Here is a 17,991-nt window from a genome sequence, read left to right as displayed (position 1 = left end):
TTACATACGCTCCAGTGTTTCCAGGCCCAGCAGCTGCAGGCCTTGCTTGAGGGTGCGGGCGGTCAGAGCAGCCAGGCGCAGGCGGCTCTGTTGTTGTTCGGTGTTTTCGGCGGTGAGGATCGGGCAGTTCTCGTAGAAGCTGGAGAACAGGCCGGCGACGTCATAGAGGTATGCACACAGCACATGAGGTGTGCCTTTTTCGCCGACGTTGTTCAGCACTTCGCCGAACTGCGCCAGGCGCGCGGCCAGTTCCAGTTCATGCTCGGCCTGCAGCACGATCTGCCCTGGCGCCTCGTCCAGACCCTTGCCCAGCTTGCGGAACACGGCGACAGCGCGGGTGTAGGCGTACAGCAGATAAGGCGCGGTGTTGCCGTCGAAGCTGAGCATCTGGTCGAAGTTGAAGCTGTAATCGCTGGTGCGATGCTTGGACAGGTCGGCGTATTTCACCGCACCGATGCCCACTGCCTTGGCGATCACGCGCAATTCGGCCTCGGCCAGTTCCGGGTTCTTTTCCTTGACCAGGGTATAGGCACGCTCTTCGGCTTCGTCGAGTAGGTCTACCAGCTTCACCGTGCCGCCGCTGCGGGTCTTGAACGGCTTGCCGTCGGCGCCGTTCATGGTGCCGAAGCCCATGTGCTCGGTGAGCATGCCGTTGCTGATGAAGCCCGCGCGGCGGGCCACTTCGAACACTTGCTGGAAATGCAGGGCCTGACGCTGATCGACGAAATACAGCGCGCGATCGGCCTTGAGCACGTTGCTGCGGTAGCGCACGGCCGCCAGGTCAGTGGTGGCATACAGGTAACCGCCACCGGCCTTCTGCACGATCACCGGCAGCGGTGTGCCTTCGGCGGTCTTGTACTCGTCGAGGAACACGCACTGGGCGCCATTGCTTTCCTGCAGCAGGCCCTTGGCTGCGAGGTCGCTGACCACATTGGCCAGATCGTCGTTGTAGGCACTTTCGCCCCTGACGTCGGCCGGGGTCAGGTTGACGTTGAGGCGCTCGTAGGTGGCCTGGCAGTGAGACAGGGAAATCTCGTTGAAGTGTTTCCACAGCTTCAGGCATTCAGGGTCGCCGGCCTGCAACTTGACCACCAGGCCACGGGCGCGCTCGGCGAACTCCGGGGACTCGTCAAAGCGCTGCTTGGCTGCGCGATAGAAGTTTTCCAAGTCCGACAATTCGTCGCTGGCCGCCGGGTTTTCCTGCAAAAACGCCAGCAACATGCCGAACTGGGTGCCCCAGTCGCCAACGTGGTTCTGGCGGATGACGTCATCACCCAGGAAGCTCAGCACATTGGCCACGCCGTCGCCGATGATGGTCGAGCGCAGGTGGCCGACGTGCATTTCCTTGGCCAGGTTAGGCGCCGACAGGTCCACCACTACACGCTGGGGCGTGCCGTGCTTGCGCACATTCAGGTGTTCGTCGGCCAGGGCGGCGTCCAGTCGCGAAGCCAGTGCCTGGGTGTTCTGGAAGAAATTGAGGAAGCCGGGGCCGGCGATCTCGACCTTGGTGACCTGCTCGTCGGCCGGTAGCGCGGCGATGATCTTCTCGGCCAGGTCCCGCGGCTTCATGCCCGAAGGCTTGGCCAGCATCATCGCGATGTTGCTGGCGAAATCGCCGTGGGTCTTGTCCCGGGCGTTTTCCACCTGGATCGCCGGCGTCAGTCCTTCAGGCAGCACACCTTCTGTGACGAGGCGGTCGAGGGCTTGCTGGATGAGCTGGCGAATAATGTCTTTCATCGGGATCTCTTTCGACGCGCGGCGGCGCTGAAGTGCGCGGGGTGTCGGTGTAAAACGGAGCATTATCCGGTGTGAAGGGGCGGTTGCCAACCGTTGAAGGTGTCGAGCGACTCATGACCCTGCCTTCGTGGCCCTGACCACCGCCTGTTGCCGGCGGCGAGCACGTATCACATCCAGTGCGCGGTAATCAGTCCGTCGCCCTTGATGTCCCAGTTTTCCACCGCATTTTGGTCATCCTGTCTTGTCGCCTTCCCAAGGGCTGCCGGGCCGGGATCAAGGCACAGAGTTCGGGCATGAACTTGAGTGCGGCTTCCTGCGTGGCCCATTCGGGTGTCAGTACAAATCCACCGGATCGACATCCAGTGACCACCTGACTTGCCGCCCACTGGGCATTTGCTCCAACTGCAGCATCCAGGCGTTCAGCAACTTGTGCAGCGGTGCGCGGGCACTGGCTTGTATCAATAGTTGGGCGCGAAAGCGCCCGGCACGTCGCTCCATTGGCGCCGGGACGGGTCCCAGCAGTTCGATGGCGCTCAGTTGCAGGCTGTGCAGCAACTGTTCGGCCGCCGCGCAGGCTTCATCCAGAAACCCTTCGGCCTGCCCTGGTTTATGCGCTTCGGCGCGCAATAAGGCCAGGTGCGCGAAGGGCGGCAGGCCGGCCGCTCGGCGTTCGCTGAGGGCTTGGTCGGCAAACGCGAAGTAGCCCTGTTCGGTGAGTTGCACCAGCAAAGGGTGTTCGGCCAGGTGGGTCTGAATGATCACTTTGCCGGGCTCTTCAGCACGGCCGGCACGGCCGGCGACCTGGACGATCAGTTGCGCCATGCGCTCGCTGGCACGGAAGTCGCCGGAAAACAGGCCGCCATCGGCGTCGAGGATCGACACCAGGGTCACTCGGGGGAAGTGGTGACCCTTGGCCAGCATCTGGGTGCCGACGAGGATGCACGGCTGGCCTTTCTGAATAGTGGCGAACAGTTGATTCATCGCATCCTTGCGCGAGGTGCTGTCACGGTCGACCCGCAGCACCGGGTAATCGGGGAAGAGAATGCTCAGGCGCTCTTCGGCCCGTTCGGTGCCGGCGCCCACCGGGCGCAGGTCGACCTTGCCGCATTGCGGGCATTTGCGTGGCGTTCTTTCGACGTGGCCGCAATGGTGGCAGCGCAGTTCGCCGGAGCGCTGGTGCACCGTAGTACGGGCGTCACAGCGTGGACATTCGGAGAGCCAGCCACAGTCATGGCAGAGCAGGGTCGGGGCAAACCCGCGGCGGTTGAGGAACACCAGCACCTGCTGGCCACGCTCCAGGGTCTGGCCGATGGCCTGTTGCATGGGGCCGCTGATGCCGCTGTCCAGTGGCCGGCTCTTGACGTCCAGGCGCAGGAACTTCGGTGGTTTGGCGCCGCCGGCACGGTGATCCATGCGCAGCAGGGCGTAGCGGCCGATGTAGGCGTTGTGCAGGCTTTCCAGGGACGGCGTGGCCGAGCCCAGCACGATGGGGATGTTTTCCTGGTGCGCGCGCACCAGTGCCAGATCGCGGGCGTGGTAACGCAGACCCTCCTGCTGTTTATAGGAGCCGTCGTGTTCTTCGTCGATGATGATCAGGCCAGGGTTCTTCATTGGCGTGAACAGCGCCGAGCGGGTGCCGATGATGATGTCGGCTTCGCCATCTCGGGCGGCCAGCCAGGCGTCGAGACGGTCGCGGTCGTTGACGGCCGAGTGCAGCAGGGCGATGCGGGCATTGAAGCGCTGTTCGAAGCGCGCGAGGGTCTGCGGGCCCAGGTTGATCTCCGGGATCAGCACCAGTGCCTGCTTGCCGGCTTCGAGGGTTTCGCGGATCAGTTGCAGGTAGACCTCGGTCTTCCCGCTGCCGGTGACGCCCGCCAGCAAGGAGGCATGGTAACTGCCGAAACCGGCGCGCACCGCTTCGAACGCTGCACTCTGTTCCGGGTTGAGCGGCAGTTCCGGTTGCGCGAGCCAGCGTTGATGGCGGGGCCCCGGGCTGTGGCGGCGCACTTCGACGGTGACCAGGCCTTTTGCCAAGAGCAGGTCCAGGCTGTCCTTGCTCAGTTGCAACTTGCTCAACAGGGTGTGGGCAACGCCATGGGGGTGTTGCGCCAGGGTCGCCAACGCTTCGCGCTGTTTGGGCGCGCGGGCGATGCGAGGGTCGTCCATGCGGGCGTCGACGGCGGCCTGCCAGAAGCGTTCCTGGCGCGCCTCGGCCGCTTCACCCTGACGCAGCAGCACCGGCAGCGCCCAGCTAAGGGTGTCGCCCAGGCTGTGCTGGTAATATTGCGCAGTCCACAGGCACAGCTTGAACAGGCTGGCTGGCAGCGGGCTGACCGGGTCGAGCAAGGTCAGTGCCGGTTTGAGCTTGTCGGCCGGGACTTCGCTGTGCTCGGCCACCTCGATCAGCACGCCGATCATCTCCCTGCGCCCGAACGGCACCCGCAGGCGCATGCCGGGGGTGAAGGCGGTGGCGGGCATGCCTGCCGGCGCGCGGTAGTCGAACAGGCGTCGCAGCGGCGAGGGCAGGGCGAGGCGCAGGATGACGTCGGGCACGCGGGGGGTACTCTGGATGGCTTATCGGCGGGCAGGTTAGCAGACGACCATCGGTACCGGCGACCTCTTGCGTGATCGAAGAACTCTGATAACATGGCCGGCCTATTACGTGCGGTATTCAACAATGGTGTTGAGTGGCGGCACGCTAGCTGAGGAAGTAACCATGAAAGCTGATATCCATCCAGTTTACGAAGCCGTTGACGCCACCTGCAGCTGCGGCAACGTCATCCACACCCGTTCCACCCTGGCCAAGCCTCTGAGCCTGGACGTATGCTCCGAGTGCCACCCGTTCTACACCGGCAAACAGAAAGTGCTGGACGTAGGCGGCCGTGTTGACCGCTTCAAGCAGCGTTTCGGTGGCTTCGGCGCCAAAAAGGCCTGATCCCATTGATCAAGCTGTTGTTAAAGAAGGCGCCCCTTGTGGGCGCCTTTTTTGTATCCGCATGTTTTTCGTTCCAGGCCATGGCCGAGACCTTTTGTCCTGCCCCATCCGGGCTGGCGCAGGTTCAGGTGCGCCATGTGGTGGATGGAGACACACTGCGCTTGCAGGATGGCCGCAGCGTGCGACTGATCGGCCTCAATGCGCCGGAGCTGGGTCGCAAGGGGCGTAGCGACGAGCCCTTTGCCGTGGCTGCCCGCCAGCGTCTGCAAGCACTTGTACGAGCCAGCGATGGCCGTCTGCTGTTACAGCCGGGGCGCGAGGCCTCGGACAAATACGGTCGTACCCTCGCCCACCTTTACAGCCTGAACGGGACCAACCTTGAGACGCAACTGTTGGCGCAAGGGCTGGCTTACCAGATCGCAGTGGCGCCCAATGTCGATCGGGCCGATTGCCAGCGGCGTGCCGAGCTTCAGGCCCGGGCAGCAGGCCTTGGGCTGTGGCGCCGGTCGCCGATGGTCGCTGCCAGCCAAGTCTCCCAATCCGGTTTTGCACTGGTCAGCGGTACAGTCGGTGAGGTGCAGCGCAATCGCGGTGGGCTCTGGCTCAACCTGAGCGACAGCCTGGTGCTGCACATTGCCGCCCGCGATCAAGCGCGCTTCGACGATCAATGGCTGGCACGCTATAAAGGCCAGGCCGTGGAAGTCCGCGGCTGGGTACTGGATCGTTCGCGGCGAGGGGGATCGCAGCGCGGTCAGGCCCGATGGATGCTGACGTTGAGTGATCCGAGCATGTTGCAGTTGGTGCATTAAAATATGTACACAATAAAAAATTAAATTGTGAACACTCTGGCCCGCCTGGGCTATGGTCTTGCGACCAAAGTCAGGCTTTACAGGCAGGGTGAACGATGACTGACCCGTCTTGTCGGGCGTTTGCGACTTGCGTATCCTCGGCCATCCCGTCAGACCCTATAAAAAGCGGAATGCCACCATGTCAGATCTGAAAACTGCCGCTCTCGAGTACCATGCCCACCCGCGTCCGGGGAAGCTGAGCGTCGAACTCACCAAACCCACCGCCACCGCACGCGACCTGTCCCTGGCCTACAGCCCGGGTGTGGCCGAGCCTGTGCGTGAAATCGGCCGTGACCCCGAGCTGGCTTACAAGTACACCGGCAAAGGCAACCTGGTGGCAGTGATTTCGGACGGTTCCGCGATTCTGGGCCTGGGTAACCTCGGCCCGTTGGCCTCCAAGCCAGTCATGGAAGGCAAGGGGGTGCTGTTCAAGCGCTTCGCCGGCATCGACGTGTTCGACATCGAAGTCGATTCGGAAAGCCCGCAGGCGTTCATCGACACCGTCAAGCGCATCTCCATCACCTTCGGTGGCATCAACCTGGAAGACATCAAGGCGCCTGAGTGCTTCGAGATCGAGCGGGCTTTGATCGAACAATGCGATATCCCGGTGTTCCACGATGACCAGCACGGCACGGCCATCGTGACGGCCGCAGGCATGATCAACGCCCTGGAAATCGCCGGCAAGACCTTGGAAGCAGCGAAGATCGTCTGCCTGGGTGCGGGTGCCGCGGCCATCTCCTGCATGAAGTTGCTGGTGAGCATGGGCGCGAAGATCGAAAACATCTACATGATCGACCGCACGGGTGTAATCCACGCGGGCCGTGAAGACCTGAACCAGTACAAGGCGGTGTTCGCGCACCCGACCGACAAGCGCACCTTGTCCGAAGCGCTGGAAGGCGCCGACGTGTTCGTCGGCCTGTCGGGTCCGAACCTGCTCAGCCCGGAAGACCTCAAGCGCATGGCGGCCAATCCGATCGTGTTCGCCTGCTCGAACCCGGATCCGGAAATCTCCCCGGAGCTGGCCCATGCCACCCGTAACGACGTGATTATGGCCACTGGCCGTTCGGACTACCCGAACCAGGTCAACAACGTGCTGGGCTTCCCGTTCATCTTCCGTGGTGCCCTGGACGTTCGCGCCAAGCGCATCAATGAAGAAATGAAGATCGCGGCAGCCACGGCGCTGCGTGAACTGGCCAAGCTGCCGGTGCCACAGGAAGTCTGCGATGCCTACGGCGGTATTTCGTTGGAATTTGGCCGTGAGTACATCATTCCCAAGCCGATGGACCCGCGCCTGATCACCCTGATTTCCGATGCTGTGGCCAAAGCGGCGATCGAGACCGGTGTGGCGACCCTGCCGTATCCAAAGCACTACCCGCTCAAGAGCGTGGATGATGTGTTCAACGGCTGATAACCGTTTGGCGCTTGGATAAAAAAGCCCCGACTCGCGAGAGTCGGGGCTTTTTTTGTTTCCGGCGCGGGCTTTGGGAGCAGGGCTCCCACGGGTCAGAACAGATCCAGAGGCGCCTGCTCGTCCGCCGGCAGCGGGCTGCCAGGTGCCGTACCGTTACCAAGCTCGCTATTGCTCGGCGGGGTGTCTTCGCTTTTGAACAGCTCGAAGTACGCGTTCGGCGTGCCCGGGGTGGCGGCGCGTCCGCTGATCGGGTCGACCCGCAGGCTGAGTACGCCTTCCGGCTCCGCCTGAGTGTGTGGCGGCTTGCCCTTGAGTGCGGCGCCCATGTAGTCCATCCAGATCGGCAGTGCCACGGTGCCGCCGAACTCCTTGCGGCCCAGGGTTTCAGGCTGGTCGAAGCCGGTCCAGACGGTGGTCATGTAGTCGCCGTTGTAGCCGGAGAACCATGCATCCTTGGAGTCGTTGGTGGTGCCGGTCTTGCCAGCGATGTCCGGACGGCCCAGGGCTAGTGCCTTGCGGCCGGTGCCCAGCTTGATCACGTCCTCGAGCATGCTGTTGAGGATATAGGTGGTGCGTCCATCCATGATTCGTGGCGCGTACGCAGGCGCGGCAGGGGCGCTGTTCAGGGCTGGGGTCGCATCGTTGCCGGTCGCAGTGCCGGCGACAATCGGCGCCGGGTCGGCCGGTGCTGCCACCGGAGCCGAAGCGGCTACGTCAGCAGGCGGGACGCTGGGCGGGTTGGCGGTGAACAGCGTTTCGCCACTGCGGCTTTCGATCTTGTCGATCAGGTACGGCGTGATCTTGAAGCCGCCGTTGGCAAATGTACTCCAGCCTGTGGCGATTTCCATCGGTGTCAGGGTGGCAGTACCCAGGGCCAGCGACAGATTGTGCGGCAGGTCCTGCTTGTTGAAGCCGAACTTGGTGATGTAGTCGATGGTGTGTTCCACCCCCAGGCTCTGCAGCACGCGGATCGACACCAGGTTGCGTGACTTGTACAGCGCTTCACGCAGCCGAATGGGGCCGAGGAAGGTGTTAGTGTCATTTTTTGGACGCCAGACATTGTCCGAAGCATCGTCCACGAACACGATCGGGGCATCGTTGACCAGCGTTGCTGGCGTATAGCCGGTATCCAGCGCGGTGGCGTAGATGAATGGCTTGAAGCTGGAGCCTGGTTGGCGCTTGGCCTGGGTCGCACGGTTGTAGTTGCTCTGCTCGAAGGCGAAACCGCCGACCAAGGCACGGATCGCACCGTTTTGCGGGTCAAGGGATACCAGTGCGCTCTGGGCCTGCGGCAACTGGCTGAACTTCAGCGAATTATCGGGCAGGCGCTGTACGCGGATCAGGTCGCCTGCCTGGGCTACGTCACCTGGCTGGCTCGGGCTGCGGCCCAGGCTGTTGGTGTTGATGAACGGGCGGGCCCATTTCATGGTGTCCCAGCTGACGTGGCCATCCTTGCCGTCACGATCGACGACGGTCAGGCCATCTTTGGTGACCTGGCTGACGATCACCGGCTCCAGGCCGTTGAGCGGGCGCTGCTTGCCCAGTTCGGTCACCCAGGCGTCGCGGGATTTGCCGGGCAGTCGGGCTTCCGGACCGCGGTAGCCGTGGCGCTGGTCGTACTCGGTCAGGCCGTCGAACACCGCCTTGTTGGCGTCTTCCTGCAGGTTGCTTGGAATCGTGGTGGTGACACGGAAGCCTTGGGTGTAGGCGTCGCTGCCATAGCGGCCGACCATTTCGGCGCGGGCCATCTCGGCAATCCACGGCGCGTTCACTTCCGGGGTCGGCACGTGATAGCTGGCATTGAGCGGTTCGGCGAGCGCAGCCTGATAGCTGGCGGCGTCGATTTTGCCGAGCTTGTACATGCGCCCGAGGATCCAGTCGCGTCGCTCTTTGCTGCGCGCCGGATTGGCCAGTGGGTTGAAACGCGACGGCGCTTTGGGCAGGCCGGCGATCATCGCCATCTGCGCAAGACTGGCATCGCGGATGGACTTGCCGTAGTAGACCTGCGACGCGGCGTCGATGCCGTAGGCGCGGTTACCCAGGTAAATCTTGTTCACGTACAGCTCGAGAATCTCGTCCTTGCTAAGTTGGCGCTCGATTTGCAAGGCAAGGAGGATCTCAGTGATTTTTCGCGAAAAACTGCGCTCATTCGTCAAAAAATAGTTCTTCGCCACCTGCATGGTGATGGTACTGCCGCCGGTCTGGATGTGCCCCGTACGCAGTAACTGCGAGGCAGCGCGGACCAGGCTGCCGGGATCGACGCCGTAGTGGTTGGCAAAATTGTCGTCTTCGGCCGACAGCAGCGCGTCAATGAAATGAGGTGGGACGTCGGCGAACTTGATCGGCGAGCGGCGCATCTCGCCGAATTCTGCAATCAGCTTGTTATCGCTGCTGTAGACCCGGAGCGGGATTTGCAATTCGACACTTTTCAGCGCGTCCACGGAGGGAAGGCTGGGGCTAAGATAAAGAAACGCACCGCTCACGACGAGCACCAGCCCGCAGACCACGGCGACAATGGACCACCCGATAAACTTCAGCAAACGTATCAAGGCTTTTGGATTTCCAGATAAAAGAATGGATTGAACGCAGTCAGCAAGGGTAAGGAAAAAGCGCTGGGCATTATAAGCATTTTTCGGCTGATAGCGTCATTTGCGCTTCTGTCAAGACTGCTATTAAATGCTTCGCATAAAAAATGGTCCGTAAGTCACGGAAAGCAATAGGGAATTGGGTGTGCTTGGACTCTTCAGCAAGAAAACAAGTTCGCTTTTAGGTATCGATATCAGCTCCACCTCGGTGAAGCTGCTCGAGCTCAGCCGCTCCGGTAATCGCTATCGGGTCGAAGCCTATGCGGTCGAGCCGCTGCCCGCCAACGCCGTGGTGGAAAAGAACATTGTCGAGCTCGAAGGCGTCGGCAATGCCTTGACCCGGGTGCTGGTCAAGGCACGCTCCAATACCCGCACCGTGGCGTTGGCAGTGGCGGGCTCGGCGGTTATCACCAAGACCATCGAGATGGACGCCGGGCTTTCCGACGATGAAATGGAAAACCAGCTCAAGGTCGAGGCCGACCAGTACATTCCCTACCCGCTGGAAGAGGTGGCGATCGATTTCGAGGTCCAGGGCCCGTCGGTGCGCAATCCCGAGCGGGTTGAAGTGCTACTGGCTGCTTGCCGCAAGGAAAACGTCGAGGTGCGCGAGGCGGCCCTGACCCTGGCCGGGCTTGAGGCGCGGGTGGTGGATGTCGAGGCTTATGCCCTGGAGCGTGCCTTCAGCCTGCTGACACCGCAGATGGCCTCCGGCGACGTGCCTTTGACGGTGGCGGTGGTGGACATAGGGGCCACCATGACCACCCTGAGCGTCCTCCATGACGGACGCATCATCTATACCCGCGAACAGCTGTTCGGCGGCCGCCAGCTGACCGAAGAGATCCAGCGCCGCTATGGTCTGTCGGTGGAAGAAGCCGGCCTGGCCAAGAAGCAGGGTGGTCTGCCGGACGACTACGTCGCCGAAGTGCTGCAGCCGTTCAAGGACGCCGTGGTGCAGCAGGTCTCGCGCTCGCTGCAATTCTTTTTCGCGGCCGGGCAGTACAACGATGTCGACTACATCATGCTGGCCGGCGGTACGGCGTCGATCGCCGGTCTTGACCACCTGATCCAGCAACGCCTGGGCACCCCGACCCTGGTTGCCAACCCGTTTGCCGACATGGCCTTGAGCAACAAGGTCAACGCCGGTGCACTGGCCAGTGATGCTCCGGCCCTGATGATTGCCTGCGGGCTGGCGTTGAGGAGCTTTGACTGATGGCACGCATCAACCTCTTGCCATGGCGCGAGCAGCTGCGCGAAAAGCGCCGTAAGCGCTTCCTGTCCTCTCTGGCAGCTGTCGCCATTGCGGCTGCCGGAATCGTGATTCTTGCCGATCGCTACTACGCCAGCGAAATCGATGCGCAGACGGCGCGCAATCAATACCTCCAGACCCAGCTCACGGCGTTGGACAACCGGATCAAACAGATCAGCGACCTCAAGGCGCGGCGCAAGCAGTTGGTCGAGCGCATGAAAATCATCCAGGACCTGCAAGGCAACCGGCCCATCAGCGGGCGCATCTTCGACCAGCTGGCGCGTACCTTGCCGGACGGGGTGTATTTCACCGACGTGAAGATGGTCGACAAGGTGATCTCGATTTCAGGCAACGCCGAGTCCAACAATCGCGTCTCCGAGTTGCTGCGCAACCTCGAGGGTTCTCCCTGGCTGCAGCAGGCGGTGCTGACCGAGGTCAAGACCAAGCCCTCCGGAGACGTTGATCAGGCCAATGCCTTCCAGCTCACGGTTCGTCAGACGGTACCGGCGGAGAGTGACAGCAAATGAACATGTCGGAATGGATGGACAGCCTGCGCAAGGTCAACCTCAGTGACCTGGACATCAACAACATCGGCTCTTGGCCGGCGGCGATCAAGACCATTGCCGGGGTGCTGCTGATGATCCTGCTGCTCGGCCTCGGGTACCAGTTTCATATCAGCGACATGGGCGATCAGCTGGAGGCCAGCCGTGCCCAGGAACAACAGCTGCGGGCTCAATACTTGAGCAAGGCGGCTTTGGCCACCAATCTTGAGGCCTATGTCGAGCAGATGAAGGAAATGGAGACTTCGTTTGGTGCCATGCTGCGTCAGTTGCCCAGCGTGACCGAGGTCCCCGGGCTGCTGGAAGACATCACACGCACGGGGCTGGGCAGCGGTCTGGAGTTCGAAGAGATCAAGTTATTGCCCGAAGTGCCGCAACAGTTCTATATCGAAACACCGATCCAGATCACCGTGACCGGCAACTACCATGACCTGGCGACCTTCGTCAGCGGCGTGGCCAGCCTGCCGCGCATCGTGACCTTGCACGATTTCGAGATCAAACCGGCAGACGACACCTCCACCACCAAGCTGCGCATGAGCATTCTGGCCAAGACGTATCGCTACAACGATCAAGGTCTGGCCAAGCCAGGCACGGTACAGGGGCAGCAGAAATGAAGGCGCGGGTAGTAGCGGGACTGGTTGCCGTGACCTTGATGCTCAGCGGCTGCGGCAACAGTGACATGAGTGATATCCAGGCGTTCATGCGCGATGCCGACAGCCGGCCGAAGACGCCGATCGAGCCGATACCGCGGTTTGCCCCGTATCAGGCATTTACCTACGAAGCGGCCGCGTTGCGCAGCCCGTTTCAACCGCCGGTCAAGATCGACCTGACCAAGCGCGCCAAGGGTTCGCAATTGGTCAAGCCCGATCCCAATCGCACCAAGCAGTTCCTTGAAGGCTTCAACATCGAAAGCTTCGAGATGGTCGGCACATTGGCCAACGAAACTGGACGCTACGCGCTGATGCGCGGTGCGGGAGGCGTTCATCGAGTGAAGGTAGGCGACTACCTGGGACGTAACGAAGGTCGCATTGTCGCGATCACCGAATCACAGGTCGACATCGTCGAAATTGTTCCGGATGGTGAAGGGGGGTGGCTGGAGCGGCCGCGCACCATACCTCTCAAGGAACGCTCATAAGGGCTGGTCTAGCATGCACAGTGGAATTCAAAAATGAACAGGATCCTCTCCGCTTTCGGCATTTGCCTATGCATGGCCCTGGGAGCGCCTGGCGCCATGGCGGCTGCGCTCAAGAGCATGGACGTGGCATCACTGCCGGGTGACCGGGTCGAACTCAAACTGTCCTTCGACGGGCCGGTGACGCCCCCTCGTGGCTACACCACCGACCAGCCCGCGCGTATCGCCCTGGATCTGCCGGGCGTGACCAATGGGGTCGGCACCAAGAGTCGCGACCTGGGCGGCGGCAATGCCCGCAGTGCGGTGGTGGTCGAGTCCCAGGACCGTACGCGGGTGATCATCAATCTGACCACGCTGGTGCCCTACAGCACTCGTGTGCAAGGCAACGTCATGTACGTGCTGATCGGTGAAGGTGCGGCATCCCTGAATGCTTCGCCTCGTGCGCCAGCCAATCCCCCGGCCAATGCCCGGCCGGTAGCGGCCGCAGCACCTGTGGTCAGTCGCCCCGGCGTGCCGGTTGGACGCGCCATTCGCAACGTCGACTTCCAGCGCGGCGAGTTGGGCGAAGGGAATGTGGTGGTGGATCTGAGCGACCCGGCCATCAGTGCCGATATCAAGGAAGAGGGCGGCAAGATCCGCGTCGATTTCCCCCGTACCCAACTGCCCGATGCGCTGCGCGTGCGCCTGGATGTGAAAGATTTCGCCACCCCGGTGCAGTTTGTCAGCTCCTCGGTCACTCCTGATCGGGCGAGTATCCTGATCGAGCCTAGTGGCGCGTTCGACTATTCCTCCTACCAGACCGATAACAAGCTGACCATCAGCGTTCGCCCCCTGACCAATGATGACCTGGCGCGTCGCAACGCCGACCGCAATGTCTACACCGGCGAAAAGCTCTCGCTGAACTTCCAGGACATCGACGTGCGTTCGGTACTGCAGTTGATTGCCGACTTCACCAATCTCAACCTGGTGGCAAGCGACACGGTCAAGGGCGGCATCACCCTGCGTCTGCAAAACGTGCCATGGGACCAGGCGCTCGACCTGGTGCTGAAAACCCAGGGCCTGGACAAGCGCAAGATCGGCAACGTCCTGCTGGTCGCGCCAGCTGACGAGATCGCCGCTCGCGAGCGTCAGGAACTGGAGTCGCAGAAGCAGATCCAGGAGTTGGCGCCGTTGCGTCGCGAGTTACTGCAGGTCAACTACGCCAAGGCTGCCGACATCGCCAAATTGTTCCAGTCGGTGACTGCCGGCGAGAGCAAGGAGACCGAGCGTGGTTCGATCACGGTGGACGAGCGCACCAACAACATCATTGCTTACCAGACCCAGGAGCGACTTGACGAATTACGTCGCATTGTGTCGCAACTCGACATCCCGGTTCGCCAGGTCATGATCGAAGCGCGTATCGTTGAAGCCAACGTCAATTACAACAAGAGCCTGGGTGTGCGCTGGGGGGGGCAGACCAACACCGCCAAGAGCAGTAACCTGACGCTCTACGGTGGCAGTTCGACCACCACGACGACTACGGCTGCGGGTACCACTACACCGTTTGTCGACCTGGGCGCCACGGATGCCACTTCGGGCATCGGTATCGGCTTCTTGACCAATAACACCTTGCTGGACCTGGAGCTGAGCGCCATGGAGGCCACCGGTAACGGCGAGGTGGTGTCGCAGCCCAAGGTGGTGACCTCCGACAAGGAGACCGCGAAGATCCTCAAAGGCAGCGAGATCCCGTATCAAGAGGCCAGCTCCAGCGGTGCAACCACGGTATCGTTCAAGGAGGCGGCGCTATCCCTCGAAGTGACGCCGCAGATCACTCCGGACAGCCGGATCATCATGGAGGTCAAGGTCAACAAGGATGCGCCTGACTACCTGAACGCTGTGCTGGGCGTGCCGCCTATCCAGAAAAACGAGGTCAATGCCAAGGTTCTGATCAATGATGGCGAGACCATCGTGATCGGCGGCGTGTTCAGCAACTCGCAAACTAAAAGCACGGCGAAGGTGCCATTTCTCGGCGATGTGCCGTATCTTGGCCGCCTCTTCCGCAGCGATACCGTCTCGGAAGTCAAATCCGAGCTGCTGGTGTTCCTGACTCCGCGTATCATGAACAACCAGGCGATTGCTGTGAGTCGTTGATTCCGTGCGAAATTTGATACTTGTGGGGCCGATGGGTGCGGGTAAAAGCACCATCGGCCGCTTGCTGGCCAAAGAGCTCCGCCTGCCGTTCAAGGATTCCGACAAGGAAATCGAACTGCGTACCGGGGCCAATATCCCGTGGATCTTTGACCGTGAAGGCGAGGCGGGCTTCCGTGATCGCGAGCAGGCGGTGCTGACCGAGCTGTGCACCTATGACGGTCTCGTGCTGGCCACCGGAGGCGGTGCCGTGATGCGTGGCGAAAACCGCTTGGCCCTGCACGCGGGCGGGCGGGTGGTCTACCTGCACGCTTCCGTGGAGCAGCAGGTCGGGCGCACGGCCCGCGATCGCAACCGGCCGCTATTGCGCACCGCCGATCCTGCCGCCACCTTGCGCGCACTGCTGGAAGTGCGTGATCCTCTGTACCGGGAAATCGCCGATGTGATCATCCACACCGATGAACGGCCGCCGCGCATGGTGGTGCTGGATATCCTCGAGCGCCTGCAAAAGCTGCCGCCGCGCTGAGCTCGGCAAGCATTGCGCCGGCCAACAACAAATAGAGTGGACATCATGCAGACACTGACCGTCGAACTGGGCGAGCGTAGCTACCCTATCCATATTGGCGAAGGCCTTCTGGGTCAGGCCGAACTGCTGGCGCCCTACATCGGCGGCCGCCAGGTCGCCGTGATATCCAACGCCACCATCGCGCCGCTGTACCTGGAACGCCTGACCCAATCATTGAGTGCCTACTCCGTGGTGTCCGTGGTGCTTCCCGATGGCGAGGCCTACAAGAACTGGGAAACCCTTCAGACCATTTTCGATGGCTTGTTGAGCGCTCGGCTGGACCGGCGCGCGACTCTCATCGCTTTGGGCGGGGGAGTCATCGGCGACATGGCTGGTTTTGCGGCGGCCTGTTATCAGCGTGGCGTGGATTTCATCCAGATTCCCACCACCCTGTTGTCCCAGGTGGACTCTTCGGTAGGCGGCAAGACCGGCATCAACCATCCGCTGGGCAAAAACATGGTGGGCGCCTTCTATCAGCCCAACGCCGTGCTGATCGACACCGCAACCCTGAAAAGCCTGCCGCCTCGCGAGCTGTCCGCCGGCTTGGCGGAAGTGATCAAATACGGCCTGATCTGCGACGAGCCGTTTCTGACCTGGCTCGAAGAGCATATGGATGCCTTGCGCGGCCTCGATCAGGCGGCGCTGACCCAGGCCATCAAACGCTCCTGCGAAGCCAAGGCCGCCGTGGTCGGGGCTGACGAACGTGAAACGGGCGTGCGCGCCACCCTCAACCTCGGGCATACCTTCGGTCACGCCATCGAGACCCATATGGGGTATGGTGTCTGGCTTCATGGCGAGGCAGTGGCCACGGGTACGGTCATGGCGCTGGAAATGTCCATGCGTCTGGGTTGGATCACCGCCCGGCAGCGCGATCGTGGCGTGCGATTGTTGCAGCGCGCCGGTCTGCCGGTGGTCCCGCCCGACAACATGACCCCCGCTGATTTCCTCGAGCACATGGCGATCGACAAGAAAGTCATCGACGGGCGCCTGCGCCTGGTGCTGTTGCGACAGATCGGCGAGGCGGTGGTCACGGATCAATACCCGAAGGAAGTTCTACAGGCCACGCTGGCGGCGGATTATCGTGCTATCACGGCGCCGGCGGCCGTGGCTTGACAGCAACAGTGGTCGTCCATCAACAAACAATCAGATTTATGAGAATTCGATGACAAGTCTGCACGCCGACGAGGCCTTCCTCGGCCATTACCAGCTGGAGCACGACCCTTTTGCGGCACGCGTACCTGGCTTCAAGTTCTTTCCGGCCCAACGCAAGCCGGTGCTGGGTCAATTGCACCACCTGGCTCGCTACAGCCAGCTGTTGTTGGTGGTGACCGGCCCCCTTGGCAGCGGCAAGACCCTGCTGCGCCAGGCGTTGGTGGCCAGTACCAACAAGCAGTCGGTGCAGAGCGTGGTGCTCTCGGCCCGTGGCGCGGGCGATGCGGCGGCTGTGCTCGGTCAGGTGGCCCAGGCGCTAGGTGTGGCACAGCTGGATGTCTCGGCCATTCTTGCGCAGATCGTGCAGCTGGCGCTTACCGGGCAGGAAGTCTATCTGCTGGTGGACGACGCGGAACAACTCGATGAATCCGCACTCGAAGCCCTGCTCGCCTTGGCGGCAGGCGCCCCCGAGGGGCGTCCGCATGTGTTTCTGTTTGGTGAGCCGTCGCTGATTGCCAGCCTCGACAATCTGGCTGTCGAACAGGAAGTGTTTCACGTCATCGAGCTGGAACCGTACACCGAAGATGAAACACGCGAGTACCTGGCCCAGCGCCTCGAAGGGGCCGGCCAGGGCATCAAGCTGTTCACTAACGAGCAGATCACCGATATCCACGAGAATTCGGCGGGTTGGCCGGGAGCCATCAATCAGGTCGCCCGCGATGCAATGATCGAGGCAATGATCGCAAGCCGTTCTGCGGTTAAGCGTCCTTCTATGGGGTTTAAAATGCCGAAAAAACTGGTACTGGCGTTCTCCGCCGTCGTCGTGGTTGCCGTTGCCGCCGCCTGGATCATTCCGGGGCACAAGGGGCCATCGACCGCAGGGGTGCCGCAACAAGCTCAGCTGCCGCTGGGGCAGGGACAGCCGACCACGGCCAAGTCCAACAATGGTGATGGTCCGGCCGTGGAGTTCTCCGGCAATACGCAGGCGCTGCCCTTGAACGGCCAGCCAGTGGTGCGCAGCCCTCTGGCTTCCAATGCCGGTGCAGGCGCCGGTGCTGGCGATGCCGACGGTGAAGACACCAATGCCGGTGCCTTGCCGGCTCCAGCTCCGGCTACACCCAACAACGCAGTGCCGCAGTCGTCCTTCAAGCCGCCGACCGTGACCACCACGGCCCCGCCGGTTGGCATGGAGGCGGGTCCTGCTGCCACCATGGCCGAGACGCCTGCGCCGGCTCCCGTCAAGGAGCGCGCCCCGGTCGCGGCCGCCAAGCCTGCACCGGTCAAGCCTGTGCACGTTGCTGAAGCCAAGCCTGCCCATGTGCCGAAGGTCGAGCCCAAGGTCGAGCCCAAAGTCGTCGAGAAGCCTGTTGCCCACGGTGCCGGCGGTAGCTGGTACGCCGGTCAGGCTCCGGGCAACTACGTCGTGCAGATCATCGGGACCAGCTCTGAAGCTACCGCGCGCACCTATACTGCTCAAGGTGGCGAGTACCGCTACTTCAAGAAAACCCTGCAGGGCAAGCCTCTGTATGTGGTGACATACGGCAACTTCGCCAACCGCGCTGCAGCGCTCGCGGCCATCAAGAACTTGCCAGAGAAGGTCCAGGCTGGTAAACCTTGGCCACGGTCTGTCGCCAGCGTCCAACAGGACCTGGCCTCGGCGCATTGATACCGGCACTATCCACGCCGGCTTCAC

Annotated in this window: 14 protein-coding genes; 11 read left to right on the top strand and 3 right to left on the bottom strand. The window is 62.1% G+C overall.

What is annotated here, in order from left to right:
* Both argS and HB675_RS03065 read right to left on the bottom strand, forming a co-directional pair.
* Positions 1-1,737, bottom strand: a complete 1,737-nt coding sequence (gene argS, locus HB675_RS03070) for an arginine--tRNA ligase (RefSeq protein WP_213875609.1) — start codon at positions 1,735-1,737, stop codon at positions 1-3.
* A 333-nt stretch (positions 1,738-2,070) separates the two neighbouring features.
* Positions 2,071-4,290: a primosomal protein N' gene (locus tag HB675_RS03065; RefSeq protein WP_213875608.1), complete on the bottom strand. Its 2,220-nt coding sequence runs from the start codon at positions 4,288-4,290 to the stop codon at positions 2,071-2,073.
* Between the two features lie 163 nt (positions 4,291-4,453).
* Here HB675_RS03065 and rpmE point away from each other — a divergent pair, with 163 nt between their 5' ends.
* From rpmE to HB675_RS03050, 3 genes are all read left to right on the top strand, one after another.
* Positions 4,454-4,672 carry a 50S ribosomal protein L31 gene (rpmE, locus tag HB675_RS03060; RefSeq protein WP_213875607.1) on the top strand — a complete coding sequence of 73 codons (219 nt, stop codon included), beginning with the start codon at positions 4,454-4,456 and terminating at the stop codon, positions 4,670-4,672.
* A gap of 14 nt (positions 4,673-4,686) precedes the next feature.
* Positions 4,687-5,481: a thermonuclease family protein gene (locus tag HB675_RS03055; protein WP_256737459.1), complete on the top strand. Its 795-nt coding sequence runs from the start codon at positions 4,687-4,689 to the stop codon at positions 5,479-5,481.
* A 178-nt stretch (positions 5,482-5,659) separates the two neighbouring features.
* Positions 5,660-6,928: a malic enzyme-like NAD(P)-binding protein gene (locus tag HB675_RS03050; RefSeq protein WP_213875605.1), complete on the top strand. Its 1,269-nt coding sequence runs from the start codon at positions 5,660-5,662 to the stop codon at positions 6,926-6,928.
* 95 nt (positions 6,929-7,023) lie between these two features.
* Here the strand turns inward: HB675_RS03050 and HB675_RS03045 are convergent, their stop codons facing one another.
* Complete coding sequence (locus HB675_RS03045) at positions 7,024-9,480, bottom strand: penicillin-binding protein 1A (protein ID WP_213875604.1); 2,457 nt, start codon at positions 9,478-9,480, stop codon at positions 7,024-7,026.
* 181 nt (positions 9,481-9,661) lie between these two features.
* Between HB675_RS03045 and HB675_RS03040 the strand changes: the two genes are divergently transcribed.
* From HB675_RS03040 to HB675_RS03005, 8 genes are read left to right on the top strand one after another with little or no spacing between them, the layout of a single operon-like run.
* Positions 9,662-10,726 carry a type IV pilus assembly protein PilM gene (locus HB675_RS03040; RefSeq protein WP_213875603.1) on the top strand — a complete coding sequence of 355 codons (1,065 nt, stop codon included), beginning with the start codon at positions 9,662-9,664 and terminating at the stop codon, positions 10,724-10,726.
* Positions 10,726-11,289, top strand: a complete 564-nt coding sequence (locus HB675_RS03035) for a PilN domain-containing protein (RefSeq protein WP_213875602.1) — start codon at positions 10,726-10,728, stop codon at positions 11,287-11,289. The genes HB675_RS03040 and HB675_RS03035 overlap by 1 nt, the downstream gene beginning before the upstream one ends.
* The gene (pilO, locus tag HB675_RS03030; RefSeq protein WP_213875601.1) at positions 11,286-11,936 is read left to right on the top strand and encodes a type 4a pilus biogenesis protein PilO; all 651 of its coding nucleotides are present in this window, start codon (positions 11,286-11,288) and stop codon (positions 11,934-11,936) included. The genes HB675_RS03035 and pilO overlap by 4 nt, the downstream gene beginning before the upstream one ends.
* Positions 11,933-12,457 carry a pilus assembly protein PilP gene (locus HB675_RS03025; RefSeq protein WP_213875600.1) on the top strand — a complete coding sequence of 175 codons (525 nt, stop codon included), beginning with the start codon at positions 11,933-11,935 and terminating at the stop codon, positions 12,455-12,457. Before pilO ends, HB675_RS03025 begins: the two co-directional genes overlap by 4 nt.
* 33 nt (positions 12,458-12,490) lie before the next feature.
* Positions 12,491-14,584, top strand: a complete 2,094-nt coding sequence (pilQ, locus tag HB675_RS03020) for a type IV pilus secretin PilQ (RefSeq protein WP_213875599.1) — start codon at positions 12,491-12,493, stop codon at positions 14,582-14,584.
* A gap of 4 nt (positions 14,585-14,588) precedes the next feature.
* Positions 14,589-15,107 carry a shikimate kinase AroK gene (aroK, locus tag HB675_RS03015; RefSeq protein ID WP_213875598.1) on the top strand — a complete coding sequence of 173 codons (519 nt, stop codon included), beginning with the start codon at positions 14,589-14,591 and terminating at the stop codon, positions 15,105-15,107.
* Between the two features lie 45 nt (positions 15,108-15,152).
* Positions 15,153-16,259, top strand: a complete 1,107-nt coding sequence (aroB, locus tag HB675_RS03010; protein WP_213875597.1) for a 3-dehydroquinate synthase — start codon at positions 15,153-15,155, stop codon at positions 16,257-16,259.
* A gap of 49 nt (positions 16,260-16,308) precedes the next feature.
* On the top strand, positions 16,309-17,964 hold the full coding sequence (locus HB675_RS03005) for an AAA family ATPase (RefSeq protein WP_213875596.1): 1,656 nt from the start codon (positions 16,309-16,311) through the stop codon (positions 17,962-17,964).
* Positions 17,965-17,991 lie beyond the last annotated feature (27 nt).

This window comes from Pseudomonas sp. dw_358 (assembly GCF_018449655.1).
Classification (GTDB): Bacteria; Pseudomonadota; Gammaproteobacteria; order Pseudomonadales; family Pseudomonadaceae; genus Aquipseudomonas.
The sequence above is the reverse complement of the archived record's forward strand: the minus strand, read 5'-3'. Positions and strand labels throughout refer to the sequence as shown.

Bases quoted from the DNA above. Each gene is read 5' to 3' on its own strand.
- argS (WP_213875609.1), bottom strand. From the start codon at position 1,737: ATGAAAGACATTATTCGCCAGCTCATCCAGCAAGCCCTCGACCGCCTC.
- rpmE (WP_213875607.1), top strand. From the start codon at position 4,454: ATGAAAGCTGATATCCATCCAGTTTACGAAGCCGTTGACGCCACCTGC.
- HB675_RS03050 (WP_213875605.1), top strand. From the start codon at position 5,660: ATGTCAGATCTGAAAACTGCCGCTCTCGAGTACCATGCCCACCCGCGT.
- HB675_RS03035 (WP_213875602.1), top strand. From the start codon at position 10,726: ATGGCACGCATCAACCTCTTGCCATGGCGCGAGCAGCTGCGCGAAAAG.
- pilO (WP_213875601.1), top strand. From the start codon at position 11,286: ATGAACATGTCGGAATGGATGGACAGCCTGCGCAAGGTCAACCTCAGT.
- HB675_RS03025 (WP_213875600.1), top strand. From the start codon at position 11,933: ATGAAGGCGCGGGTAGTAGCGGGACTGGTTGCCGTGACCTTGATGCTC.
- pilQ (WP_213875599.1), top strand. From the start codon at position 12,491: ATGAACAGGATCCTCTCCGCTTTCGGCATTTGCCTATGCATGGCCCTG.
- aroB (WP_213875597.1), top strand. From the start codon at position 15,153: ATGCAGACACTGACCGTCGAACTGGGCGAGCGTAGCTACCCTATCCAT.
- HB675_RS03005 (WP_213875596.1), top strand. From the start codon at position 16,309: ATGACAAGTCTGCACGCCGACGAGGCCTTCCTCGGCCATTACCAGCTG.